The organism is Cupriavidus laharis, from assembly GCF_914271435.1.
Taxonomy (GTDB): domain Bacteria; phylum Pseudomonadota; class Gammaproteobacteria; order Burkholderiales; family Burkholderiaceae; genus Cupriavidus; species Cupriavidus laharis.
Genome location: NZ_CAJZAI010000011.1, coordinates 49861 through 73512 on the forward strand (window position 1 = coordinate 49861; position 23652 = coordinate 73512).

Sequence of the window (23652 nt, forward strand, 5' to 3'; positions counted from 1 at the left end):
GCACTCATTGCAGCTGCACCTTTCCCGAGGCGATCATGCTCTTCCATCCCGCCTGCTCCTGGCGGATCCTTGCCGAAAAGGCCTGCGGGTCGCTGCCGACAATATCGAGCCCATTGTCGGTGAACACTCTGCGGACGTCGGCGTCGGAATTCAGGATCCTGCGGATCTCCTGGCTCAACCGGCTGATGACGGGTGCTGGCGTGCCGCGCGGCGCAAACGCGCCGATCCATACGATTGCATCGACGCCCGGTACGCCCTGCTCGGCAAGGGTGGGTACGTTTGACAGCAACGGCGAACGCTTGTCGCCGGTCACCGCCAGCACGCGGACGCGGCCGGCATCGGCCAGGGGCTTGGTCGAGCCGACGCTGTCGAACTGCATTTCGATCTCGCCTGACATCAGCGCGGTGGCGAGTGCGGAGGTGCCCTTGTACGGGATATGGGCAATCTCGGTTCCTGTCTTCAGCCTAAATTGCTCGCCAGCGAGATGGGTTATGCTGCCGACACCAACGCTGCCGAAATTGAGCTTCCCGGGCTGCTGCTTGGCCAGCGCGATAAGCTCGGCGACATTGCTCGCGCGGACCTTGGGATTTACCTTCAGGGCCAGCGGATAGCTGCCGAGCATGGCGATCGGCGCGAAGTCCCGGAGCGGGTCATACGGCGGGGACGGCTGCAGCAAAGGGGCCAGTACGTGGCTGCTGTTGCTTGCGATCAACAGCGTGTGCCCGTCGGGCCGGGCGCGCATGACGTAGGATTCGCCGATCAGCCCGGTGGCGCCTGCGCGGTTTTCCACAATGAACGGCTGTCCGAGCGCCGTCGACAGCTTCTGCCCCAGCACGCGCGCCACGAGGTCGGTGGCGCCGCCGGCAGGGAATGGCGACACCAGCGCCACCGGACGCTCCGGATAGGCAGGGTGGGCCAGCGCCAGCGCGCATGGCGTGGCCAGCACCCATCCACACAGTGTTCTTGCGAGCCTCATAGTTGTCCCCTTCAGTGAGGCCTTCAGTATCGGAACGGCGCCACCGTGCGACAAGCGGGCATTCGCAACTGCACCTTTTGTCTATGGCAAAGGTCGCGCAATGTCCAGTTCTGTTGCGATAATATGGACCGATGCACTACGACCTGACTGACCTGAGGCTGTTCCTTGCGATTGCCGAGGAGGGTAGCGTTTCGCGCGGCGCGCAACGCTGCCATCTTGCGCCATCCTCCGCTAGCCTGCGTATCAAGGCATTGGAAGAGGCGGTCGGAACGCCGCTGTTCCGGCGCCTGGCGCGCGGCGTGGAGCCGAACGCGGCGGGGATCGTAATGATGGAGCATGTGCGGCGATGCATCGCGCAACTCGGTCAGATGCATGCGGACCTGACGCCGTTCTCCGCGGGGATTTCGAACCATCTGACCCTTTTTGCGAATAACAATGCGATCAATTCCTGGCTGCCGGACGACCTGTTGCCGTTCCTGCGCGCGCATCCGTCAGTACGGATTGCGCTGGAGGAGCGGCTTGGCACTGACATCGTTGTCGCGGTGGCGACCGGCAGGGCCGACCTTGGCGTGATCGCCATCGATGCCGAGCACCCGGAGCTCACGCTGATCCCGTATCGCGAGGACCGCTTCGTGGTGATTGCGCCGGCCGGCAGTCCGACGGCGAAGAAGAAATCAGTACGGTTCGCCGCGTGCCTGAGTACGCCATTCGTGACGCTGCTCAATGGCACCGCGCTCCATACCTACCTGTTGAACCATGCCACGGCGCTCGGCCGGCAACTCGATGTCCGCATGCAGGTGTCCGGTTACCGGGCAGTCGCAAGGCTTGTGGCAGCCGGTGTGGGCATCGGCATCGTGCCGGAGTCCGCCCTTGACGCGGCGGAGCGCCGGCGCTTGGCCATTATCCGATTGGATGAACCGTGGGCAGTACGCCATCATCAGCTGTGCGTGCAACCAGAGGCACTTGCAAGCAGTGCTTTGCTGGCTTCGCTGGTTGAGACGTTGCGCAAGACAGCTCGGTAGCTGCTTGCCTTGCCGTCGCGAGGTTGCGGCGATAGGGCGCGATAACGTTGTGCTTATCGCTTCATCGGCAGCGAAATGCTAGCGCGATGGCACGCCGATGGCGGCTGCGCTGAAAGCTGATCTAAGCGTCGTCAGCGGGAATTGCATGGCCTTGGTCCTGCAAGGCCTTGGTCCAGCGCTTGATGCGTGCACGCAGTCGTCCCTGCGCAGCTCTGTCTATCGGCATGTCGTCGACGCGACTGATCGCTGTACGGGGCAAGACATAGCCATGTTGTATCAGGGCCATACAGAAGACTCGGTCCTTGTCGCGATCCGCTGCTGCCTTCGCCATAAAGAGGTCAACAAGGTCAAGGCAATAGCCAACCCGCCCATTCGTAGCCGCTGTCTGGATGCGCTGCAAGCGGCTTTCCCACCCGGCCGGAAGACATGCTGTCTCCGGCCCGACGCCCTGCGCGTAGTAACCATACGTCTCGTGAAAGCGCGAGCCTTCTCCAATCGCCGCGTCGATCGCATCCGCCTTGTGGGTGGCATTGAGCGGGTATATGTCCGCCTCCGCGGACATCGTGAAAACCGCCGGGGGATTGGGAATCGGCCCCAGGATGGACTGGCTGCCAACGACAACGAATTCATATTCGTTCGTGATGTCGGCAGCAGCCCGAATGATGTGCTCCAGATCTTCCCGCTTCATTCCTGGTCCCCGAGGACAACGCCTTTTTTCAACGCCTGAACCTGTGCTAGCACTTCCTGCCGAATGGCATCTGGTAAAAGCGTGGGCAGCGGAGACGCTTGGCGCAGCTCTTGAGCACGCCGAGTTCGGCCGAGCGCTTTGCGCCACGACTGGTTCGCAAGAATCGTTTCCCACTCGGACCAGAGTGAATCAGACCGTGAGTCTCCCTGCGCGCGCCATCGCCTGAGAACTTCTCGGGCCCGGTCCAGTAGCGCTGGGTCATCCTGAATCAGGCGGATTGCTTCCTTGTGGAGCGCCATGCTCTGCAAGTCCTGAGCCTCATGGCGGCTTGGATCAGTCCTTACCCGAACCTGAACCTGCGGAATGGCGCGCTTGGATGAGGCGGCCGCAGAGTTCGCGGGCGCCGGTTGAAAAGTATCGCTGACTAACAGGGCAAGGTCACCGGCAACCCCCAGCACGGACATGACACGCAGATATGTGCCCATGGTTGGCGCGGGGTCGCCTGCCTCTACCGCAGCGAGGGTCGTCCGGGAGATGCCGACGCGCTTCGCCATCTCAACCGTGCCAAAGCCCTGAGCCTTCCGCAAGCGTTTGATGCGGTCGCCGAGCTGCAAGAGCAAGTGGCGCTCGAGGACGGAAGTAGTATCGGTAAAGGCTGGCATATGTCCAGTATTTTAGACAAAAACCGGAAATTTGACTAGGTTGCTGAACAGATCAATGCTGGAAGGAGTGTTACGTCGGATCCACCTGGAGGTACCGCCGTAGAGCTTCTGCGCCACGCCCCCGGTTATTGTCGTGTATCCAAGCAGCCAACCAAAGATGAGCGGCCTGACGGCTCAGCACTTCGGCCTGGTCGGGCGTGGGGTACTCGCCGAAGGCAATTTCGCCGACATCACGGTCTTCGATGCCGCACGCATCATCGATACGGCGACGTTCGAGCAGCCGGTGGCCCAGGCCACCGGTATCACCTGTGTTTTCGTGAATGGCAACATGGCATGGCGTGACGGGGCCACCACCGGCACGCGGGCCGGCACAGTCATCCGGCGCGGCGATCGCGCATAATCCCACTATCCGCTAATCCAGCACCTGAAGAATCATGACGCAATCTGTCTTTCACCTGGCGTTCAATATCACCGATCTCGGGGAGGCGCGCCGCTTCTACGGCGGCGTGCTTGGCTGCAAGGAAGGCCGCAGCACTGACACCTGGGTCGACTTCGATTTCTTTGGCCACCAGATTTCGCTTCACCTCGGCAAGCCATTCGAGACCGCGCGAACCGGGCACGTCGGCAATGCCCTCGTGCCGATGCCGCACTTCGGCATTATCTTGCTGCTGCCGGAATGGCGTGCGTTGGCCGACCGCCTGGCGGCGGCCGGTACGGCTTTCGTGCTGGCGCCTCAAGTGCGGTTCGAAGGCGAGCCGGGCGAGCAGTGGACGATGTTTTTCATTGATCCCTTCGGTAACCCGATTGAAGTGAAGGGGTTCAAGACCTGGGAGGCCGTGTACGCGCACTAGCGCGTAAGCGCATTGCATAGAAGGCATCCCGGATTTGACGGCTCGGCAGCGTTCTCGACCCACGCCCTCCTAGAGGGTTGGCCGCTATTCGTAAAAAATCCGCCACATCTCCGCTAAGCGGCTGATTTTAAAAGAAATTCTATCGTTGAATCGAGTGGCGGAGCCCGTCTCTGGAGGTCCAGCAGGTAGTCCCCGAGCCGATTGATATGCTCGCGCCGGTAAGGGGAAAGTACCTTCAGTGCAGTGGTGTTGGATGTGTACAGCCGGCGCATCGAACTGCCCGGCCCGCGCTGGCCGCATGACCTCGGCATGACCGAGAACTACTGCGTGCTGCATGACCTGCCGCTGTTCTTCGATCCGGAACGCCTGCTGGTTGTCGCGGTCCACCACGCCGTAGTTCATGTAGGGCGGGGTTCAAAGTACAGCTTGTTCTTGGCGCTTGCCGTGCCGACCAGGCGGTGCAGTTGAGCACCGCGCAGCAGGGAGACGGCAATCGTGTCGATGTCACGAAGAACGGTGCCTACAACCGGGCGCTCGTCGGGCAGTATGGGCAGGACAACCAGGCATATGTCAGCCAGACCGGACTCGGTGGCGCGGTGCCCCAGTTTGGCAACAATATGACCGCCACCATCAGTCAGCGCGGAGGGCGCCAGGTTCGTTGTGCCCGGTCGAGCGGGACGAGCCTGATTGCCCATGTCGAACGTCTTCAGAACAGATGCTTGATGCCCGCATAGGCCATTCGAGCACGAGCCCCCGCGTCCGCCGTCGACAGCTGGGATCCCGACTTCAGTCCGCCAACCCAGAAGTTATATCGCCCGTTGCGCTCGTTCCGCAGCTCCACATAAGAGACATCGAGTGTGGTGCGCTTGCTCAGGCTGTACTGATAGCTTATGGAAAGCATCTTTGCGCCGGTGTCATCCACCGTATGACCGTTTTCGTGCATCGAGAACGCCTGCCCCCAAGTCAGTGCGACCAGGTGCGGGCCAAAGCTGTACCCAAGCGGGACGGCGTAGGCGATCCGGTCCTGCCGCAGATTGGTTGCACGGTTGGTCACGCGGTTACGGTCAACCACGACGCCCACGCGGAAGCCGTTCCACGTGTAGCCAATGGCCAGCTTGTCGGCCGTCTGGTCCAGCGAGCCGACGGTCTGCAGAGGCAAGGTACCCTGGCTGTCACGCTGCATGTGGAAGTAGCCGGCCTTGAAGCCGCCGTTGGTGTACGTCGGACTGACGTACCAAGTATGGTTGCGGCCAGCGCCCGGCTGTTCGGCGTCAAAGGAGTAGGATGCCATTCCCGAGAAGCCGGCGATGACCGGAAACTCGTAGCGGACCGTGTTGTTCAGGAAGTTGCCGGCGAAGTTGGCGCCGTTGATGGTGCCGAGGACATTGAGCGAGTTGGCGGCATTGGGCGCTGCGTCAAATGAGCCGTGCGTGTCGTTGATGAACCAATGGTGGCTGAAATAAACCGACTGGCGGCCTAGTTTCAGGCGCCCAAAGCGTTCTTCGTCAAGGCCGACGTAGAACGTACGGCCGGCACCCTGGACGCCGGTGTCAAGCGCAAAGTCCCATTCCAGGTGATAGAGGGCCTTCAGGCCCGGCGCCAGTTGTTCCTTGCCGTCGATGAACCAAAAGCTCGTGTTGTTCGATTCGCGGTAGGCGCGGGCGGACGTGCCGCCTGTGCGGCCGGAGCCGCTGATGGAGGTCATGTCGAGGCCGAGCTTGAGCTGGCCGCCGACCAGCATGGTGGTCTGCGCGCTGGCGAGTGCCGGTGCGCAGAGCAAGGCCAGCGCAGCGGCGCAGGTGAGGGATTGCATGGGTTGTCTCCGTCCTTTCAATGGATTGGCTGGACCTCTGCGGGTCCTGCCGCGATGCCGGCGCGCCGCCGGGGCGCGCCGACTGGCTTAGTAGTTGCCCTGCAGGGCAGCCTCGAAGCCAGCTTCGAAGTCGGGCAGCATGTCCGGCGTGGCCCAGAACGCGTGCGCGCCGGTGGGCACCTGTTGCGGCAGCACGATCCGTGCGACGGGTCCCCGCGTGATGTCACGTGCATCGAAGATGGCGCACTCGCCCTTGCCGGTATTGAGGTTGGTCAGAAACGTGACGAGGTAGCCGTCGTCTTCCGCCGTGGCGCCACGCCGTTGCGCGAATGGCGCCTCGCTGAGGTAGCAGCCTTGCGGCAGCATGTAGGTCTGCGTCCGGCCGGTGAGCAGGTCATACTTCTTCAGGCCTTCGAGCAGCCAGAACCCCTTGTTCGGAATGGCGTTGTAACTGTAGCGGTAGGAGCGTCCGTTGTGCAGGCCGTTGACCATCGGGAATTCCGTCACCTGGTCGTCGAGGTCTTCCTCACGTGTCTGCCCGGTGCGCAGGTTGAAGCGCCAGCGATGCATGCGGGCCTTCTGCAAGTGTAGGTCGAGCATGGCCTTCAGTCGCTCGTAGCCTTCGGTCGGCAGGCCGGAAATGTCGGGCAGCGGATTGGTCTGGATGCAGCCGTCCATCACCACTTCGTCCCCTTCTTCGAAGGTATTGGACAGGTGCAGTATGTAGCAGGGCTCGGCTTCGAACCAGCGCACGTCGACGTTCTTTCCGAACCGTGGAATGATGCCGAAGCGTGACGGAACGTCACGCCAGAAGCCGAGCCGGTGCGAGCCCTGGCGCAGGCGTTCCGGATCGAAGAACAGCGGCAGGTCATGCAGCACGCAGTAGTTCTCGGTCATGCCAAGGTCGTGCGGCCAGCGCGGGCCGGGAAGTTCGATGGGCTCGAAGTGGACGAGCTGGTTGTCGCGGTCCACCACGCCGTAGTTCATGTACGGCGGGGTCTCGCCGAAGTTGAAGAACATCATGTGGCCGGTGTGCTCGTCGACCTTGAAGTGCGAGCAGATGCCGCGCGGAAACAGCGCACGCGCCCAGTTTGGCTCCACGCCGGTGGTTTCCAGGCTGAACGGTGATATGCGGTACGGTTCCGAACATTGCGACATAGCCGCCAGGATCTTGCCGCCGTGGACGATAATGTCCGTTCCCGCGTTGTCTTTCATGGCGCCGATCGAACCCCAGCCGCGCAGCGCGGCCTTGCGCGGTTCGATGATGCCCGGCCACAGCGACTTGCCCGCCGCCTGTTCGGCCAGGAAGCCCACCGTGCGCACCCAGCGATTGCGATACTGGACCTTGCCGCCGTGGAAAGCCATGGCGTGCACCATGCCGTCGCCGTCGTACGGGTGATAGCGGCCGATGGACTCGTGCACCGGATTGTGGCCATTGCGAACGTACAGGCCGCTGAGGTCGCGCGGGATCTCGCCGATGATTTCCAGGTCGGGCGAGGTGGCGGTCCACTCGGTGTCGACCGGACGCCAGGCATCGTTCAGGTAGGGGTTCTCGTTCGGCCAGACGATGGTGGGACTGGCCTGGAAGCTGATGGTTTTCATGGTGGGAACAGGAGTCAGTCGCCGATGCGACGTTGGAGAAAATCGAGCAGGTGCCGGTTGAAGGCCTCGGGTTGTTCCGCCCAGGCGAAATGGCCGACACCCGGCATGCAGACGAACTCGCCGTGGGGCAGTCGGGCGGCAAGCTTTTCCATCACAGCAGGAGGGGCGGCGGTGAGGTCGTGCTCGCCGGCAATGCACAGCACCGGCACCTGCATGCGGGGCAGGATGTGGCGGCCGTCGAAGCCGACAATGGCATGAATCGCCGCGCGGAAGGTTTCTGGCCGCATGGCCGAGACCACATCGATGACGCGGGCCACACCGGGGCCGGCGGCGCCAGGCGCCATCATCCTGCGCAGCATGTCCGGGCCGAACTCGGCAATGGTCCTGCCGGCATCAAGCGGCGCCACGCGGTCGCGCACGAACTTCTGCTGCCATTCACCGTCGGCCTTGCCGAACGCGGCGCTGGTCGCCGACAGGACAAGGCCATGCACGCGCTCGCGGCGCAGGTCGAACGCGGCTTGGGCAATCATGCCGCCCATGCTGTGGCCGAGCAGCACGTTGCGTCGCCCGCCGACTGCGTCGATCAGGCACACCAGCGCGGCGGCGGCAACGTCCACATTGAACGGATCGGGCAGCGGACTCATGCCGTAGCCGGGGGCGTCCCAGGCCACCACGCGGTAGCCGTTGGCGACCAGCGCGGCGATCTGGTCGCGCCAATAGTCTTTCGCGCCAAAGGCGCCGTGAAGCAGGAAGACTGTGGTGTCACCGTCGCCGGTGACGCTGTAGTCGGGGAGTCGTGTCTCGGTCATGGTTTGTGATGGATGTGGAAGGCGGTCAGGGGGGTGGCATCGGTGGCCTGCTGCGCCAGTTCGCGCAACGGAGCCTTGAGGATCTTCCCGGCGGGATTCCGGGGCAGTTCGGCAACGATCAGCAGGCGCTGCGGCAGCTTGAAGATGGCGACCTGGCGCACCTGCAGCAGGTATTCGCACAGCGCCTGCAACGTGGGCGGGTCGTTTGCAGCGGATGGCGCCGGCACGATCACTGCGCACACCTTTTCGCCGAGCTTGTCGTCGGGATACCCGACCACGGCCGCACTCTCAACCGCAGGGTGGCTGATCAGCAGCGATTCCAGCTCCTCCGCCGAGATGTTTATCCCGCCGCGCACGATGATGTCCTTGGCGCGACCGACGAACTCCAGGTACTCGCCGCGCTCGCCCGAGATGCGGAACAGGTCGCCGGTTCGGTAGAAGCCGTCAGGAGTGAAGGTGCGGACCGTGACCTCGGGCATGTTGAAGTAGCCGGAGAACACATTGGGGCCACGGAAGCACAGCTCACCGGTCTGGCCCACCGTCTCGATGGTCTCGCCGGTGCCGGGGTCGATCAGCTGCGTTTCGACATACCTTGCCGAGCTCTGGGTCGACACGCACTGCGGCGAGCCATAGCGCGGGAAATAGCGGCCGCGCAGGCCCGGGTTAGGCAGGTCGAGCGCCGTGGCGGCCAGCGACGCGCCTTCGCTGGAGCCGAAGAAGTTCAGGATCTCCACGCCATGCCGTTCGCGGAACGTGCGTACCACGTCTTCCGACAGCGCGGCCGATCCGGAGCTGATATGGCGCAGGCGCGAGAAATCGATTCCTTGCAGCAGCGCCTCGTGCTTGAGCAGTTCATGCAGCATGGCGGGTGGCGCACTGGTGAACTCGATCTGCTCGTCCCGGATCTGCCGCAGGAACACGTCGAGCGTCATCGGCTGATGCAACACCAGCCGCGCGGCGCGGTCCAGCCACGTCACTACGCTGCCCGAAATTCCGCCCATGGTGCTGAGCAGGCGCGGCGAAAGAATGTGACAGCCTTTCCGCAGGCTGGCGGCATCCGTCATCAGCCGGCGTGACACTAGCCACTGGTTATGCGTGCGCGGTACGGCCTTCGGCCGCGATTCGGTGCCAGAGGTCCAGATGATGGTGGCGACGGCGTTGGCGTCCACTGGATGCCGTGTCTCATGGCGAGCCAGGCGTTCGCTGTCGGCAGGCTGGCGCAGGCAGTCGTCTAGGCTCGTCATGCCGGGCGGCACGTTGTCGCCGAACAGCAGAATGCGCGTCAACGTGGCATGTCCTTCTGCAAGCGCGGCGGCCACGGAGGCGTGGCAGGTCTTGCCAAGGCGACGCACGCCGATGAATGCGCTGGCGCCAAGGTGGTCGGCGATCTGGCGCAGTTCATGTTCGCGATACTGCATCGGCACTGGCGAGATGATGATGCCGAGCCGCCAGCAGGCGAGGTAGACCAGTGGGAACTCGCAGGTCGTCGGCAACTGTGCGACGATGATGTCGTCGGGGCGCAGGCCGGCGTCAAGCAGCGCGCAGCAAAGGCGATCGACGCGGTCCGACACGTCGCGCCAGGTGAGGCGCATGGGGGCACCGTCGGTGAAATCGCGGCGATTTGGCGGATCCACTAGCGCAATGGCGTCCGGTGCGGTGGAGGCGGCGGTGCGGAAGACGTCGTACAGTGTCTCGCTGCCCCACCAGCCGGCGCGGGTGTACTGCTCGATGTCCTGTTCCGGAGTGATGATCATGGTGCGTCTCCGGTCCTGTTCACAGTTGGCCGGCGCGCGCGCCGTTGCTCCAGCGGTCGTCGCTCAGTCGCGCTACGGCCTGCCGGTACTCCGCGCGCAGGCGGTCGATCACGCTGGCTGTCGATTCCACGGCATGGACCTGGCCCACGCCGTGCCCGGCAGACCACAGGTCCTTCCACGCCTTGGCGTCCTGCTCGCGGTTGCTCAGATCGAAGCGGTCGCGTGGCTTCAGATTGTCCGGATCGAGGCCGGCCGCCACCAGGCTGGGCCGCAGCTTGTTGGCCCAGGCGCCGGTGATGGCGTTGGTGCAGACGATGTCGGCGAAGCCGCTGTCCACCACCATCTGCTTGTAGGCTGGGACTGCGTGGCTCTCCTCGGTAGCGATGAACCGCGTGCCCATGTAGCCGAAATCCGCGCCCATGGCCTGCACGGCGCGCAGCGACGTGCCGTCGCACAGGCCGCCGCCGACGACGATGTACCCGTCGAAGAATTCGCGTACCGCGCTGACAAAGGGTGGCGCCGCCATCGGGCCGGTGTGGCCACCGGCCCCCGAGCAGACCAGCACCAGGCCGTCCACACCGCTGGCCGCTGCCTTGCGTGCGTATTCGGGCGTATTGACGTCCGCGAACACCAGGCCGCCATAGCCATGCACCGCCTCCACCACGGCACGCGGACCGCCGAGCGCCGTAATGACCAGCGGCGCCTTATGCCGCACGCAGATCTCCAGATCAGGCTGCAGTCGCTGGTTGGAGGTATGCGCGACCAGGTTGACGGCCCAGGGTGCGCACGGCTGGCCGGCCGACAGGCGCGCGTCGCGAGCCGCGGCGATTCGGCTGATCCATTCGTCGAGGATTTCCGGTGTCCGGGCATTCAGGGAGGGCAAGACGCCGATGGCGCCATTGGCGCATGCGGCGTTGACCAGTTCGACCGAAGACACCAGAAACATCGGCGCGACGATCAGCGGCAGACTCAGGTGCTCGAACAGGGAAGCTGTGGGGGCGGATGGCTTCATGATGGGGCGTTGTACTTGTCCTATTACTTCAATATATGAACCATATGGGCAAAGCATTGCCACATCCCTGATGAAAGAACTCCGCCGGATGAGCATGGCACGCTCGTCCGGATTCAGGTAGGTGGCCTAGACTTCAACATATGAACCAATATATTTGATGGGCCGGTAGTGGTCAAGTTTCGCGGCTCAGGGTCTTCCCTGGCTCAGTTGCCGATCCGGGCGCGGAGTGATGCCGCGGGTACAATACGCAATTTTTCAACGAACCGTTTTCATGCCAGTGACTCAGCGGCACATCGCCAACAGCTCCGTGGTCCGAGCCCTAGCCATCGTCGGTGATGGATGGGTCCTGCGCCTGTTGCGCGAAGCCTTTCGCGGCGTCCGGCGTTTTTCCGACTTCCATGAGCGGCTTGGGATTCCCAAGGCGGTGCTCACCAAGCGGCTCAACTATCTGGTGGAGTCGGGGATGTTCGTGCTGGAGGAGTACCAGAGCGTGCCCCAGCGTTACGAGTACCGGCTGACCGAGATGGGCCTGGATTTCTGGCGCGTGCTGCTGACCATGTGGGACTGGGAAGTGAGCTGGGATCCGGACCCCAACGACATGCGTTTTAGGCTCGAGCACCTCGACTGTGGCCATGTGATCCGCCCCGTGTCGTCATGCAGCCATTGCGCGCAACCCTTGCAGCTTGCCGACATCTCGCGCGGTCCCGGGCCCGGGCAAGGCACCGAGCCGATGCTGCCGCCGCGTTCGCGGCGGCGCATGAACGCCAGCAGCGTTAAGAGCCCTGGCGAGCACGCATTGCGCTCACAGATCATCCAGTCGGTGGGCGATCGCTGGACGCCGATGGTGATGGGGTGCATCTTTCGCGGCAGCCGCCGGTTCAACGAGATCGAGGCCGAGCTGTACATTCCGCCCTATATCCTCGGCCAGCGTCTGGACGAACTGGTGGGGCTGGAGCTCATCGAACGCCGCCGCTACCAGGACTCCCCGCCGCGCGACGAATACCTGCTTACTGCCAAGGGGCTGGCACAGCACCACTACACCCTGCAGCTCATGCGCTGGGGCGACCGTTGGCTCGCCGGCGACAAGGGCCCGCCGCAGATCATGGTCCACAAGATGTGTGGCCATGCCTTCCATGCCGACCTGCGCTGCAGCCACTGCGGCGAGCTGCTGGAGCGCGAGCGCGTCAAGCTCTTCTAGGGTTCCAGGGGCGTTCTAGGGAAAACACCAAGGCCAATCTTCTTTACATCGTCATTACATGGTTCGTATATTGAAGTTAATATGACCGACAGCAAAGGAGCAAGGAATTGGATGCCTTTATTGTGGACGCCGTGCGTTCCCCGCGCGGACAGGCACGCGCAACCGGTGCGCTGGCCGGCGTCAAGCCCGTACACCTGCTCGCGCAGATGTACGAGGCGCTGGCCGCGCGCACTGGCATTGACACCGGCGCGGTGGAGGATGCGGTGATCGGATGCGTGTCGCAGTCCGGCGAGCAAGGGTCGAATATCGGCAAGATCGCTGCGCTGTACGCGGGGTGGAACCCGTCGATGTCCGGGGCGACCATCAACCGCTTCTGCAGTTCCGGCCTGTCGGCCGTCAGCCTTGCGGCCTTGCAGGCTGGTGCGGCTGAGGGGCTTGCCGTCGGTGGTGGCGTGGAGATGATGTCGCGCGTGCCGATGTTCAGCGACAACGGCGCGTGGCGCAACGACCCCGAAATTGCCGAAGCCACGCATTTCATGTCGCCCGGCATCGGGGCGGACCTCGTGGCGACGCGGTACGGCTTCAGCCGCGAGGCTTGTGACGACTACGCCGTGTTGTCGCAGCAGCGCGCGGCGGCCGCCCGGGAGGCAGGGCGTTTCACCGCCTCCATTGTGCCGGTGCGCGACATGGCCGGTGAAATCCTGCTGAAGCATGACGAGACCATCCGGGCCGGCACCACTGTCGCGAAGCTCGCATCCATGGAACCGGCCTTCGCCGCCGAGGGCGAAGCGGGCGGCGATGCCCGGCTACTGCGCCACTTCCCGGAACTCGACGTAATCCGCCACGTTCATCACGCCGGCAACTCGCCGTGCATGGCCGATGGCGCGGCGCTCGTGCTCGTGGCATCCGGCAATGCACTGCAACGCCACGGTTTGCGGCCGCGCGCACGTATCGCGGCGGTAGCGGACGCCTGCGTGCCATTCGTGCAGACCGGCGCGGTGGAGGCCACGCAGAAGGCGCTGCAGCGCGCCGGGCTGAACCTGGCGGATATCGACCTGTTCGAGGTCCGTGACTCGTTTGCCGGCGTCACGCTGCATTTCATCGATACGCTCGGCATCGATATCGAGCGGTTCAACGTCAACGGCAGTTCGATTGCGCTTGGCCATCCGATGGGCGCCACCGGCGCCATGCTCGTTAGCACTGCACTGGACGAACTCGAGCGCATCGACGGGCGGTACGCGGTGGTGGCCATTCCCGGCGCTGCCGGCGTTGCCGTGGCGATGGTGATCGAGCGTACCTGAGCAGAAGGCGGAGTCCTGTTACGCCGCCTATAAGGTTCATCTATTGAAGCAATAAAGGTCGCAAGCAATGGGTGACGCGCTGGCGACTGACAAAATAAGCGTACTCGCAGGAGACAACTATGAAGCGCCCCTATGCCGCCTTGCGCGTTGCCGCGCTGGGCCTGGCTGCCTTTGCTGCCGCCGCCGTACCGGCGTACTCGCACGCCGCGCCGCCGTGGCCAAGTCGCCCGATCACCGTGATCGTGCCGTTCCCGCCCGGGCCCGTGGATGCCAATGTGCGCATCCTGACCACGAAGGTGTCGGCCATCCTGGGTCAGCCGCTGGTGCTGGAGAACCGTCCGGGCGCGGGTCAGCGAATCGGTGGCGCGGCGCTCGCACGCGCGCCGCGCGACGGCTACACCATCGGCGTCATCACGCAGGCCGGCGCAGTGGTTGCCCCCGTGCTGGACGCGACCGCCCAGTACGACGTCCGCAAGGATTTCACCTATCTGACGATGGGCTACGAGTCGCCGTTCATTGTCACGACGCCGGCGTCCAGCGGCATTCGGACCCTGCGCCAGCTGGTGGACCAGGCCAAGGCAAAGCCCGGTGCTTACAAGTTCGGATCGACCGGCGCCGGCACGGCCTTCCATATCTGGGGCGAGGCGTTCAACAGCACGGCAGGGATCAAGCTGCTGCATGTGCCCTACAAGGGCGAGTCTCCGCTGCTGCAGGACCTGGTCGGCGGGCAGGTCGACATGGCCTTCTCTTCGCCGACCGTGCGCAACCTGGTGGAGTCGGGCAAGCTGGTGGCGCTCGCCACTACAGGCGATACGCGCGCACCCCAGTTCCCCGATGTGCCTACCGTGCGTGAGCAGGGCGTGCCATTCAGCGCCGTGTCGTGGCTTGGCTTCGGTGCGCCGGCGGGAATCCCCGATGCGATACGCGACAGGCTCGTCGCGGCATTCCATGAAGCCATGCGCGATCCGCAGGTGCAGGCCACCTTCCTGGCCAACGGCCTGCAATTGCAACCGACTAGCCCGGAGCAATTCCGCCAGCAGGTGAACAGTGAGACGGCACGCCTGAAGAAGATGGTGACCTCGCTGGGCATCAGACTGGAGTAAGCGCTTTTGCCGGCGTTCCCGTGCCGGCCCTTCCATTCCCGCGGCCCTCACTGCGGCCCAGTCCGGAGCACACCATGAATCAACCCACCACGCTCGCCGGCGTCCATTCCGGCGGCGAGCTGGCTCACAGTCGTCTCAACGCCGAACACTACCGCGTGCTCGGCCTTTCCACGCTGGGCGGCGCGCTCGAGTTCTACGAATTCATCATTTTCATCTTCCTTGCGCCGATGCTGAGCGCGGTGATGTTCCCGCCCGAGGTGCCGGCGTGGCTCAGCCAGCTCCAGACGCTGGGCATTTTCGCCGCCGGCTACCTGGTGCGGCCGCTTGGCGGGCTGGTGCTGTCCGTCCTAGGCGACAAGCTGGGCCGCAAGCGCATGTTCGGCGTGACGCTGATCCTGATGGCCGCGCCCACGCTCTGCATCGGCCTGCTGCCAACCTATGCTCAGGCCGGCGCCGTGGCGCCGCTGTTGCTGCTGTTGTGCCGGCTGTGCCAGGGCATGGCCATGGGCGGTGAGTTCCCGACCGCCATCACCTTCATCGCCGAACACGTGCCGGAACGCCGGCTCGGCTTTTCGATCGGCACGCTCGGTGCGGCGTTCACGCTGGGCACCATCCTTGGCATCTTCGCAGTCATGGGAACGGGCGCCTTGTTCGACAAGTCGCAGATGGCCAGCGTGGGCTGGCGGCTGCCGTTCATCGCGGGCGGCGTGTTCGGGCTGATGTCGGCCTGGCTGCGCCGCCACGTCAAGGAGACGCCGGTCTTCGAGGAGATGCGCCGGCGCAAGGACGCTTCCGAGGTCATGCCGCTGCGCACGCTGTTCCGCCGCCAGCCGCGCGAAGTCCTGATCTGCCTGGCCGCCAGCGCCACGACGGCCGGCGTTTTGTCCGCGGCGCTGCTCTTTCCGGTGACGTACCTGCAGGTGGAACTAGGCTTCTCGCGCGAGGTGGTCCATCACGCGCAATTGTGGATGACGCTCGCGCTCCTGGCGGGCACGCTCGTCGGCGGCGCTCTGCTGGACCGCTTCGGCTGGGTGCCGGTGATCACGCTGTTCGCGCTTGGCACGGCGGTCGGCATCTACTGGGCGTTTGCCGCGCCCGATCCCCAGACCTTGCCCTACGCCTGGGCCATGGTGGGCTTCGGCGCGGGTTTCACGACCATGATGCACAACATCCTGGTGCGCAGTTTTACGCCCGAAGTCCGCGTGACCGGCATCGCGCTGACCTACAACCTGTCTCAGGCAGTACTGGGCGGCCTGTTGCCGGTTCTAATGGGATCGGTCGTGCATTTCTGGCCGATGGGGCTAGTCTGGATTCCCACGGCCTTCATCGTTCTGGCCATTTTCGTGACGCCGTTGTCGCTGCGCTACCGCAAGCCCATGCATAGCTGTGGACATGGCCTGACCGGCTGACCGGCGACGCCTGATTCCTTTTCTACCAAGGAGATGTCGATGGATGGATTTACCTTGCTGCCCCCGCGCGGCACACGTGTCGTCGTCGTGGGCGGCTGTGGCGGCATTGGCCGCGCCGTGGTGGCACAGGCCGTGGAAAGCGGCCTGCGCGTCGCCGTGCTCGACCTGCCGCGGTCGATGGCGCTGTTCCCGCCGCCGGACGGCACGCTCGCGGTCGGCTGTGACGCCATGGACGAGCAGAGCGTGGCCGCTGCCTTCGAGACGGTGTCGCGCGAATTCGGCGGGCTTGACGCGGTCATCAACCTGGTCGGTTTCACCAAGGAGCGGATGCGTCTTGACGACATGCCCCTGGCCGAATGGCAGGAGATCACGAGCGGCACGCTGACCAGCGCGTTCCTGGTGAGCCGCGCCGCACTGCCGTTGCTGCGGGCTGCCGGCGGCGGGGCCTTGGTCCATACCGCGTCCACCTTCGGCGTCGCCGTGTCGCTGCCCGGCTATGGGCCGTACGCCGCATCCAAGGCCGGCGTGATCAACCTGGTCCGTGCGCTGGCCACGGAATGCGGGCCCGACATCCGCGTCAACGCCGTGGCGCCCGGAATCGTGCAGACCGCCTTCCTGCAGGGCGGCACCGGGCGGCCGGAGAAGCAGGAGCGGATTGATGCCGACGCCGTCACGCGCATGCTGCCCATGCGGCGGATCGCGCAGCCGGACGAAATGGTCGGCACGTTCCTGTTCCTGATCGGGCCGGGCTCGGCCTACATCACGTCGCAGACCATCCATGTGAACGGAGGCCTGTGGTCATGAGCTTCCCGATTCCCGCCGATACCACGAGCTTCATCGACGGCGACTTCGTGTCGCCGGGTGCCGCCACCACGCTGCCTATCATCAATCCCGCCGACGAGCAGGTGGTCAGCCTGCTGCACGAGGCCGATGCCGGGGAAGTGGAGCGCGCCGTAGCCGCCGCCCGCGACGCGTTCCTGCACGGCCCCTGGCCCCGCATGGCGCCGGCTGCACGCAGGGAGGTGTTCGCCCGCATCATTGACCTAGTCGGCCGCAATCTGGACGAACTGGCTTGGTTGGAGACCGCCAACACCGGCCAGACGCTGCACTATGCCCGCCAGTACCAACTGCCGCGCATTCTTGGCAGCTTCCGCTTCTATGCCGAATGGCTCGGCCAGGCGACTGAACTGGCCACGCAGGACGGCGAAGCCACGCTGCGCTATGTGCTGCGCGAGCCGCTGGGCGTGGTCGCGCTGATTTCGCCATCCAATGCGCCCACCGCCCTTGCTTCGACGAAGATCGCGGCGGCACTCGCTTTCGGCAATACGTGCGTGGTGAAGACCTCGGAGCAGACGCCGCTGGCGCTGGCCAGGCTCATGGCGCTGCTGACCGAAGCCGGCGTGCCGCCAGGCGTGGTGAACCTCGTCAACGGACGCGGCCACGTCACCGGGGACGCGCTGGTGCGGCATCCCGATGTGCGAGGCATCTCCTTTACCGGTGGCACCGCCACGGCTCGCCGCATCGCTGCCATTGCAGGCGAAGGGCTCAAGCGCGTGGACCTGGAGCTTGGCGGCAAGTCGGCGAACATCATCATGCCGAGCGCCGACCTGGAGCGTGCCGTGGACGCCGCACTGCTGGCCATCTTTACCAACAACGGACAGCAGTGCTTCGCCGGTTCCCGCATCGTATTGCACCGGGACATCGCAGACGCCTTCATCGACCGCTTCGTGGCGCGCACCGAGCGCATCCGCGTGGGGCATCCGCTCGAGCCGTCGAGCGACAACGGGCCGCTGGCCTTCCGCGCCAGCTATGAGCGCGTGCAGTCCTATGTCGATATTGCGCGTGCCGACGGCTGCAAGCTGCTGGCCGGTGGCACACGCGCACCAGGCTTCGAGCGCGGCTACTACTTCCGGCCCACCGCGGTGCTGGCGCCGTCCAACGCCGCGCGCGTCTGCCAGGAGGAAGTCTTCGGGCCATTCGCCGCGCTGCTGGTGGTGGATTCGCTCGACGAAGCAATCACGGTCGCGAATGATTCGCGCTATGGGCTGGTTTCCTACCTGTGGACCGGTGAACTGTCGGAGGCCATGGATGGAACACGTCGCATCCAGGCTGGCAATGTGCTCGTCAACACGCCAATGCTCTCGCTCGACCCACGTCTTCCGTTCGGTGGCTACAAGGAGTCAGGTGTCGGGCGTGAGGGCGCGCTGCCGTCACGGCATTTCTATACAGAGGAGAAGACGGTAACGGTGGCACTGACGCCGCCGGCCTTGTCGAGGCTCGGGGTCTAGGTCGCGCTTGCCCCGCCGCTCGCGCGGCGGGGCGCATCCGGCATCTCCGGCGTCAGAAGAGATACCGGGTGCCCAGATTGGCCATGAGCGTGCGCAGGAAGGTCATGAGTTCCGGCTGCTCGCCAGCGCTTCCCATGATGCTTGTCGCCCGCCGGAGCGCAGGTATCCAGCGCGTGAGCTTTCGTTTCTAGATCCGTTTCGAGGGTTGGCCGCAATTCGCGAACAATCCGCCAAATCTCCACATCTCCACATCTCCGCGCGGTAATCTTTCTGCGACGTTCGGTCGTGGTCAGCCCCTTCTGCTCGTAGGCCCGACCCAGGCAATGCACCATCTGGATTCGCAGATTGGTCGAGGTCTGCTCAAGCGGCAGGTACTCGTTGACGTATCGCTACTGGAAGGTAGACGTGACGGTTTCCCAGGCACTCAGCCGCATGCGGCGCTTCTCGATCAGCTGGATCAGCGAGTTGAACGTCTTCTGCCCTTTCGACAGCGTGGATCGGTTGTAATCGTACGTGAAACGAAGGCTGTGCGCATTCTAGCGGATGAGCAGCGGATAGGAACCGCGTTGCGCAGGTTCATAACTTGGATATCCAACATATCGATAACCGCTCTTAGCGATATAGAGACGTTTTTCTGGCAAACTGCAGTCTTGCGATTTGCGCCTCACCTGCGGCACGCCGCTTGACCACCGTCAGTCAGGACTTATCGCGCTCCAATCGACGCTCGATGCCAGACTCTCCCATCCCACCCGATTTCCCCGACGCCGCCTCTTTGGCGGCCCTGCGCGCCTGGTACGCGGGCGCGTCGTCGCGTCAGGCGGTCGCACGCTATTGCCCCGACGCGCTGGGCGCGGGCCGGTCGGCGCGTGGCGTGCTCGGGGATATCCGCCGCCAGCTCGTCGAGTTCGCGCGGCGGCGGCGGCGCGAGGATTTTGCTGCACTGTTCTGCTGTCACGCGGCCGATCGGGCCAGCCACGCCAAGGGTGTCGCCCGCGCGCTCGAAACGTTGCGGTCGCTGCCTCTTCCCGAGCCGCAGATCAGCGATTCGGTTGATTGGTGGCTGTCCCCACGCGCGGTCACCGCGCTACGCGCCCATGGCATCCGCACGCTCGCCGACCTGACGGTGCGCATCCCGCGCCGGCGCCGTTGGTGGGCCGCCATCGATGGGCTAGGCGCCCGCAGCGCCCGGCCCATCGAGGCCTTCTTCGCGGCGCACCCGAAGCTCACCGAACGGGCGCGCGCCCTGGTCACGGTGGCACCGCCCGATCCGGTCGTGCCCTGGGAGCAAATCCGGTTGCCGCATGAGATAGATGGATCACATGGAGCCTTTCGGGCCCCGCGCCAGATGTGCACGCTCGACGCCAACAATGACTATGAGGCCATCGGGGCCTGGCTGGCCTTGCACGAGTCGACCGAGACCGAACGTGCCTACCGCAAGGAGGCGGAGCGCCTGCTCTTGTGGGCCATCCTCGAGCGCGGCAAGGCGCTGTCCTCGCTGACCACGGAAGACGCGTCGACTTACCGCGCCTTCCTGCGCCGGCCCACGCCGCACCACCGCTGGGTCGCGCCGGCACGGCCGCGCTCGTTGCCGGAATGGCGCCCCTTTACTGGCGCCTTGTCGCCACGCTCGATCGCCTATGCCTTGTCCGTGCTCGGGGGCATGTTCCGCTGGCTAATCCAGCAGCGCTACGTGCTGGTGAATCCTTTTGCCGGACTGAAAGTGCGCGGTGGCCAGCGGGCGGCCGGCCTGGACGCCTCCCGCGCCTTCTCGGCAGGCGAGTGGGAACTGGTGCGGACCATCGCCGACGGGCTTGAATGGTCCCATGGCTGGACGGAGCCGGCCGCGCAGCGACTGCGGTTCCTGCTGGACTTCGGGTACGCTACCGGCCTGCGTGCCGGTGAACTGGTGGGCGTGACGCTTGGCGGCATCGAGATCGGCGCGCGCGGCGAGCGCTGGCTGCATTTGGTCGGCAAAGGTGCCAAGCCCGGCAAGGTCGCGCTACCGTCTCTGGCGCGCCACGCGCTCGATCAATACTTGGTCCAACGCGGACTGCCGGTAACGCCCTCGCACTGGCAGCCGGACACGCCCCTACTCGCCAATCTGGACAGCGCCGCGGCCATCACCACGCCGCGTCTGCGCGACGTGTTTCGCCGCTTCTTTCTGCTGGCTGCCGACTTCATCCAGGGCGACCATCCGGCGCTGGCGGACAAGCTGCGGCGCGCCACACCCCACTGGGTGAGGCACACCCATGCCACACATGCCCTGGCCCGCGGCGCAACCCTGACAACGGTGCGTGACAATCTGCGGCACGCCTCCATCACCACCACCTCGATCTATTGCGCACAGTAGAACGTTATGTAGAGTAGCCACGGCAAACGCTTCGCGAGCAAGGCGTCAGCTTTGGTTCGCTGCACATAAAGTTTCATGATGGAGTTCCTGGCGGCCATTGGTTTCGCCTTTTGTGAGGAGCTCGATCATGGAGCAGTCGACCCATCAAGTTTCAAGCCACCTGCCGTTGCAGCAGTTCGTTGCCGGTGCCGTGGGCGAACTGGAGAGGCTTCACTACAGCAGACGATCGCTGGGGCGCTATCGCGCAGTCTGGCGACATCTCATCGCGTTTTGCCACGAGAGGAGCCTGGGAGATGAGTACTCGCAGGACCTGGTGACACAGTTTTGCACCGCGTATCAGATGCGTGATGGTGAATGCCTGAACTCACGCCAAGGGTGGCGACGGCATATCGTGTTTGCCCTTAAGGTTCTAGAACTGGCTCTGGGCTGCCCCAGCGAAGCACTCGACACGACAGTTCGCGCAAGTGCTCGAACGTATTGAATGGCTAGTCGAAATTGGCGTTGACCGCCATCCCATCGGCCTCAACGATGTTCTGGTGCGGCGCTTTGCGCATCGCTTGGCGGCTCGCTCGCCATCGTTCAGCGCACGAATCAAGGAGCCGGCACGCACCCTCGAGGTGGGCTCGTTCCTACGATATTGCCTGCTCATTGCCACTGATCAATTGATCCTCATGTTTCAGCGCCGGGTGGCAGATCTATGGCGGCAGAGTGCCGACGGTGTAACGGCTCCCGTCGACTGGGCCGCACAATACAGGCAACTGCTCGATGAGCTAACCAGCTTGAATAGCGATGCGAGTATTTCAGATACGGAGCTGCGCTCGCATCTGGCTAACCTGGTAGCCGGCAAGAGAGCTCAGCGCGTACCAAGCCGGGCATCTGCAATCAGGCAGCGGCTAATCGACGCCATTAGGCCCGTGCGCGCGTTACTAGTGGCGGTCGCGAAGCTTCCCTGGCAAGCCATCGGAGAACACCCCGCAATCGACGCTTTGGGCAAGCTGCGCGACCTGTATGCGAGGGGCGATCGACGATTACCCAATGATGTGACCGCTCCTCGCCTAGGACAAGCCTGGGTCGAGGCCATCAGCGGTTCGGATCGCGAGCGCGCCTTCCGAGCATTTGAAGTCGCCACCCTGTTTGCCTTGCGTCGGGCCGTTCGCAACGGCTCGATTTGGATCGAGCATTCATTGAGCTTCAGAGGTCGCGAGCGCTTATTTCTGCCAGCCGAGCGTTGGCAGGCTGAAGCTCGGCGACACCATTCGCGGCTGTCGCTGCCAGCCCAAGCTGACGACTTCCTCAGGCCGTTACTTGAGCGCGTGCGCACAGGCATTGCCGCAGTGGCGGCAGCGACGCGCGCTGGTACGCTACGCGTGGATGACGAGCTGCACCTGGCACCACTAGCGGCACAGGAAGAGGATCCTGAGGTCTCAAGACTGCAGGCCCGCCTTGACCGCCACATCGGCGATGTCCAGCTACCTGAGGTCATCCTGGCAGTGGACGCCCAGGCGCGCTTCAGCTGGCACATGCTCGGCCGCGAACCCCGGTCTGAGCAGGAGCTGCTAACGGTCTACGCCGGCATCCTGGCGCATGGCACGAGTCTGACGGCGGCCGAGTGTGCCAGGATGATTCCCCAATTGTCGGCCACAAGCATTCGCCAAGCCATGCGCTGGGCGGGCGATGAGCGGCGACTGGCCCAGGCTTGTAAAGCAGTTCTGGAGTACATGCACCGCCATCCGATCGCGGCAAGCTGGGGCCGGTCGGACCTCGCCTCCTCGGACATGATGAGCTTGGAGACGAGTCAGCGTGTCTGGCAGGCTCGGCAAGACCCACGGCGCCAAACCGCCTCGGTCGGCATCTATACTCACGTTCGAGATCGGTGGGGGATCTTCCACGCCCAGCCGATTGTGCTCAACGAAAGGCAGGCCGGCGCGGCAATCGAAGGCGTTATTCGGCAGGAGCGAATCGAGACCACGCAATTGGCAGTCGACACCCACGGCTATACGGACTTTGCCATGGCCTTGGCCAGGCTTCTGGGATTCGACCTCTGCCCGCGGTTGCGCGAACTCAAGCAGCGTCGGCTATTTGTACCCCGCGGAACCGCTATCCCGGAAGAGATCGCAACCGTTTGCGTTGCCAACGTGGATACTGCAGCCATCGAGGCACATTGGGACTCCTTGGTACATCTGGCGGCCTCGGTGATGTCGGGACACGCCAGTGCAGTGGCAGTGCTGGGCCGATTTGGCTCGGCCGCCCGTGGTGACCCGCTCTACGAAGCCGGCGTGCAGTTGGGTAAGCTGCTGCGTACCGCCTTTCTAGCCGACTACTTCGTCAATGCCTGCTTTCGGCGAGAGTTGTTGCGAGTGCTCAATCGCGGCGAGGCGGTCAACTCACTGAAACGTGCAATATATACAGGTCGGATCTCGGCGGCCCAAGCCAAACGCACGGACGAGGTGCAAGCCGTTGCCGACGCGTTGAGCCTGTTGGCAAATATTCTGATGGCGTGGAATACCGCCCAGATGCAGTCGATGCTCGATCAGGAGATAAGCCGGCGGCAGCCCATGCCAGCCGAGTTGTTCGGACGCATCGCGCCAACGAGGTTGGAGGGCATCAACTTGCGAGGCGTCTATCGCTTCCCGATTGAGCATTACACCGGACAGCTGCTGCCGTCCCAGACAGCACCCAAAACAAGGGCTGCAAGCTGAAATGAGACTGGCTTTGCCCCCAACTTTGCAAGATCCAGTGGTCGGCGTAAATGCATTTATAATCAATGACTTACATCAACAAGCCCGCGCCAAACCTAGGCTCGCAACCGTCGTA

The 23652-nt window shown here is 64.2% G+C and carries 21 protein-coding genes and 1 pseudogene; 14 read left to right on the forward strand and 8 right to left on the reverse strand.

Annotated features, from left to right (window positions below):
- Positions 1-4: 4 nt before the first annotated feature.
- Positions 5-889: a Bug family tripartite tricarboxylate transporter substrate binding protein gene (locus LDO29_RS20285; RefSeq protein ID WP_224081564.1), complete on the reverse strand. Its 885-nt coding sequence runs from the start codon at positions 887-889 to the stop codon at positions 5-7.
- A gap of 218 nt (positions 890-1107) precedes the next feature.
- Here LDO29_RS20285 and LDO29_RS20290 point away from each other — a divergent pair, with 218 nt between their 5' ends.
- A complete protein-coding gene (locus LDO29_RS20290) occupies positions 1108-1998 on the forward strand; it encodes a LysR family transcriptional regulator (protein WP_224081565.1) in 891 nt (296 codons plus the stop codon).
- A 121-nt stretch (positions 1999-2119) separates the two neighbouring features.
- On the opposite strand, the gene LDO29_RS20295 is transcribed toward LDO29_RS20290, so the two are convergent.
- Positions 2120-2686 (reverse strand): DUF6036 family nucleotidyltransferase, encoded by a 567-nt coding sequence (locus tag LDO29_RS20295; RefSeq protein WP_224081566.1) that lies wholly within the window; start codon positions 2684-2686, stop codon positions 2120-2122.
- Entirely contained in the window at positions 2683-3348 is a 666-nt protein-coding gene (locus tag LDO29_RS20300; protein ID WP_224081567.1) for a helix-turn-helix transcriptional regulator, read from the reverse strand. The genes LDO29_RS20295 and LDO29_RS20300 overlap by 4 nt, the downstream gene beginning before the upstream one ends.
- A 157-nt stretch (positions 3349-3505) precedes the next feature.
- Between LDO29_RS20300 and LDO29_RS20305 the strand changes: the two genes are divergently transcribed.
- The 4 genes from LDO29_RS20305 to LDO29_RS28370 all read left to right on the forward strand — a co-directional run bounded on the left by LDO29_RS20305 (position 3506) and on the right by LDO29_RS28370 (position 4933).
- Positions 3506-3748 carry a hypothetical protein gene (locus tag LDO29_RS20305; protein ID WP_224081568.1) on the forward strand — a complete coding sequence of 81 codons (243 nt, stop codon included), beginning with the start codon at positions 3506-3508 and terminating at the stop codon, positions 3746-3748.
- 34 nt (positions 3749-3782) lie between these two features.
- A complete protein-coding gene (locus tag LDO29_RS20310; protein ID WP_224081569.1) occupies positions 3783-4199 on the forward strand; it encodes a VOC family protein in 417 nt (138 codons plus the stop codon).
- Between the two features lie 255 nt (positions 4200-4454).
- Positions 4455-4667 (forward strand): carotenoid oxygenase family protein, encoded by a 213-nt coding sequence (locus tag LDO29_RS20315; RefSeq protein WP_224081641.1) that lies wholly within the window; start codon positions 4455-4457, stop codon positions 4665-4667.
- Entirely contained in the window at positions 4658-4933 is a 276-nt protein-coding gene (locus tag LDO29_RS28370; RefSeq protein ID WP_082818885.1) for a curlin repeat-containing protein, read from the forward strand. Before LDO29_RS20315 ends, LDO29_RS28370 begins: the two co-directional genes overlap by 10 nt.
- Here LDO29_RS28370 and LDO29_RS20325 read toward each other — a convergent pair.
- From LDO29_RS20325 to LDO29_RS20345, 5 genes are all read right to left on the reverse strand, one after another.
- Positions 4906-6012, reverse strand: a complete 1107-nt coding sequence (locus LDO29_RS20325; protein WP_062798641.1) for a porin — start codon at positions 6010-6012, stop codon at positions 4906-4908. The genes LDO29_RS28370 and LDO29_RS20325 overlap by 28 nt on opposite strands.
- Positions 6013-6099: 87 nt before the next feature.
- Positions 6100-7614 carry a carotenoid oxygenase family protein gene (locus tag LDO29_RS20330; protein WP_082818884.1) on the reverse strand — a complete coding sequence of 505 codons (1515 nt, stop codon included), beginning with the start codon at positions 7612-7614 and terminating at the stop codon, positions 6100-6102.
- 14 nt (positions 7615-7628) lie between these two features.
- Entirely contained in the window at positions 7629-8423 is a 795-nt protein-coding gene (locus tag LDO29_RS20335; protein WP_062798639.1) for an alpha/beta fold hydrolase, read from the reverse strand.
- Complete coding sequence (locus LDO29_RS20340) at positions 8420-10177, reverse strand: class I adenylate-forming enzyme family protein (RefSeq protein WP_062798637.1); 1758 nt, start codon at positions 10175-10177, stop codon at positions 8420-8422. The genes LDO29_RS20335 and LDO29_RS20340 overlap by 4 nt, the downstream gene beginning before the upstream one ends.
- A 19-nt stretch (positions 10178-10196) precedes the next feature.
- Entirely contained in the window at positions 10197-11189 is a 993-nt protein-coding gene (locus LDO29_RS20345) for an NAD(P)H-dependent flavin oxidoreductase (RefSeq protein WP_062798635.1), read from the reverse strand.
- Positions 11190-11460: 271 nt separating this feature from the next.
- Between LDO29_RS20345 and LDO29_RS20350 the strand changes: the two genes are divergently transcribed.
- The 9 genes and pseudogenes from LDO29_RS20350 to LDO29_RS20390 all read left to right on the forward strand — a co-directional run.
- Positions 11461-12387, forward strand: a complete 927-nt coding sequence (locus tag LDO29_RS20350; RefSeq protein ID WP_167354353.1) for a winged helix-turn-helix transcriptional regulator — start codon at positions 11461-11463, stop codon at positions 12385-12387.
- Between the two features lie 107 nt (positions 12388-12494).
- Positions 12495-13688, forward strand: coding sequence for an acetyl-CoA C-acyltransferase (locus tag LDO29_RS20355; RefSeq protein ID WP_062798631.1), 1194 nt, complete (start codon positions 12495-12497; stop codon positions 13686-13688).
- 119 nt (positions 13689-13807) lie between these two features.
- On the forward strand, positions 13808-14791 hold the full coding sequence (locus tag LDO29_RS20360; RefSeq protein ID WP_062798629.1) for a Bug family tripartite tricarboxylate transporter substrate binding protein: 984 nt from the start codon (positions 13808-13810) through the stop codon (positions 14789-14791).
- Between the two features lie 74 nt (positions 14792-14865).
- On the forward strand, positions 14866-16200 hold the full coding sequence (locus tag LDO29_RS20365) for an MFS transporter (RefSeq protein ID WP_062798627.1): 1335 nt from the start codon (positions 14866-14868) through the stop codon (positions 16198-16200).
- Positions 16201-16239: 39 nt separating this feature from the next.
- The gene (locus LDO29_RS20370) at positions 16240-17004 is read left to right on the forward strand and encodes an SDR family NAD(P)-dependent oxidoreductase (protein WP_224081570.1); all 765 of its coding nucleotides are present in this window, start codon (positions 16240-16242) and stop codon (positions 17002-17004) included.
- The gene (locus LDO29_RS20375; protein WP_062798623.1) at positions 17001-18488 is read left to right on the forward strand and encodes an aldehyde dehydrogenase family protein; all 1488 of its coding nucleotides are present in this window, start codon (positions 17001-17003) and stop codon (positions 18486-18488) included. Before LDO29_RS20370 ends, LDO29_RS20375 begins: the two co-directional genes overlap by 4 nt.
- Before the next feature lie 727 nt (positions 18489-19215).
- A complete protein-coding gene (locus LDO29_RS20380) occupies positions 19216-20838 on the forward strand; it encodes a site-specific integrase (RefSeq protein ID WP_224081642.1) in 1623 nt (540 codons plus the stop codon).
- Between the two features lie 127 nt (positions 20839-20965).
- The gene (locus LDO29_RS20385) at positions 20966-21319 is read left to right on the forward strand and encodes a hypothetical protein (RefSeq protein WP_224081571.1); all 354 of its coding nucleotides are present in this window, start codon (positions 20966-20968) and stop codon (positions 21317-21319) included.
- A pseudogene (locus LDO29_RS20390) lies at positions 21252-23537 on the forward strand (Tn3 family transposase); the annotation flags it as partial. The gene LDO29_RS20385 and the pseudogene LDO29_RS20390, both read left to right, overlap by 68 nt.
- Between the last annotated feature and the right edge of the window lie 115 nt (positions 23538-23652).

Coding starts and splice junctions, on each gene's coding strand:
- LDO29_RS20335 (WP_062798639.1), bottom strand. CDS start 8,423: ATGACCGAGACACGACTCCCCGACTACAGCGTCACCGGCGACGGTGAC.
- LDO29_RS20290 (WP_224081565.1), top strand. CDS start 1,108: ATGCACTACGACCTGACTGACCTGAGGCTGTTCCTTGCGATTGCCGAG.
- LDO29_RS20310 (WP_224081569.1), top strand. CDS start 3,783: ATGACGCAATCTGTCTTTCACCTGGCGTTCAATATCACCGATCTCGGG.
- LDO29_RS20380 (WP_224081642.1), top strand. CDS start 19,216: ATGCCAGACTCTCCCATCCCACCCGATTTCCCCGACGCCGCCTCTTTG.
- LDO29_RS20345 (WP_062798635.1), bottom strand. CDS start 11,189: ATGAAGCCATCCGCCCCCACAGCTTCCCTGTTCGAGCACCTGAGTCTG.
- LDO29_RS20360 (WP_062798629.1), top strand. CDS start 13,808: ATGAAGCGCCCCTATGCCGCCTTGCGCGTTGCCGCGCTGGGCCTGGCT.
- LDO29_RS20375 (WP_062798623.1), top strand. CDS start 17,001: ATGAGCTTCCCGATTCCCGCCGATACCACGAGCTTCATCGACGGCGAC.
- LDO29_RS20340 (WP_062798637.1), bottom strand. CDS start 10,177: ATGATCATCACTCCGGAACAGGACATCGAGCAGTACACCCGCGCCGGC.
- LDO29_RS20305 (WP_224081568.1), top strand. CDS start 3,506: ATGAGCGGCCTGACGGCTCAGCACTTCGGCCTGGTCGGGCGTGGGGTA.
- LDO29_RS20300 (WP_224081567.1), bottom strand. CDS start 3,348: ATGCCAGCCTTTACCGATACTACTTCCGTCCTCGAGCGCCACTTGCTC.
- LDO29_RS20330 (WP_082818884.1), bottom strand. CDS start 7,614: ATGAAAACCATCAGCTTCCAGGCCAGTCCCACCATCGTCTGGCCGAAC.
- LDO29_RS20325 (WP_062798641.1), bottom strand. CDS start 6,012: ATGCAATCCCTCACCTGCGCCGCTGCGCTGGCCTTGCTCTGCGCACCG.
- LDO29_RS20385 (WP_224081571.1), top strand. CDS start 20,966: ATGGAGCAGTCGACCCATCAAGTTTCAAGCCACCTGCCGTTGCAGCAG.
- LDO29_RS20295 (WP_224081566.1), bottom strand. CDS start 2,686: ATGAAGCGGGAAGATCTGGAGCACATCATTCGGGCTGCTGCCGACATC.
- LDO29_RS20365 (WP_062798627.1), top strand. CDS start 14,866: ATGAATCAACCCACCACGCTCGCCGGCGTCCATTCCGGCGGCGAGCTG.
- LDO29_RS20350 (WP_167354353.1), top strand. CDS start 11,461: ATGCCAGTGACTCAGCGGCACATCGCCAACAGCTCCGTGGTCCGAGCC.
- LDO29_RS20370 (WP_224081570.1), top strand. CDS start 16,240: ATGGATGGATTTACCTTGCTGCCCCCGCGCGGCACACGTGTCGTCGTC.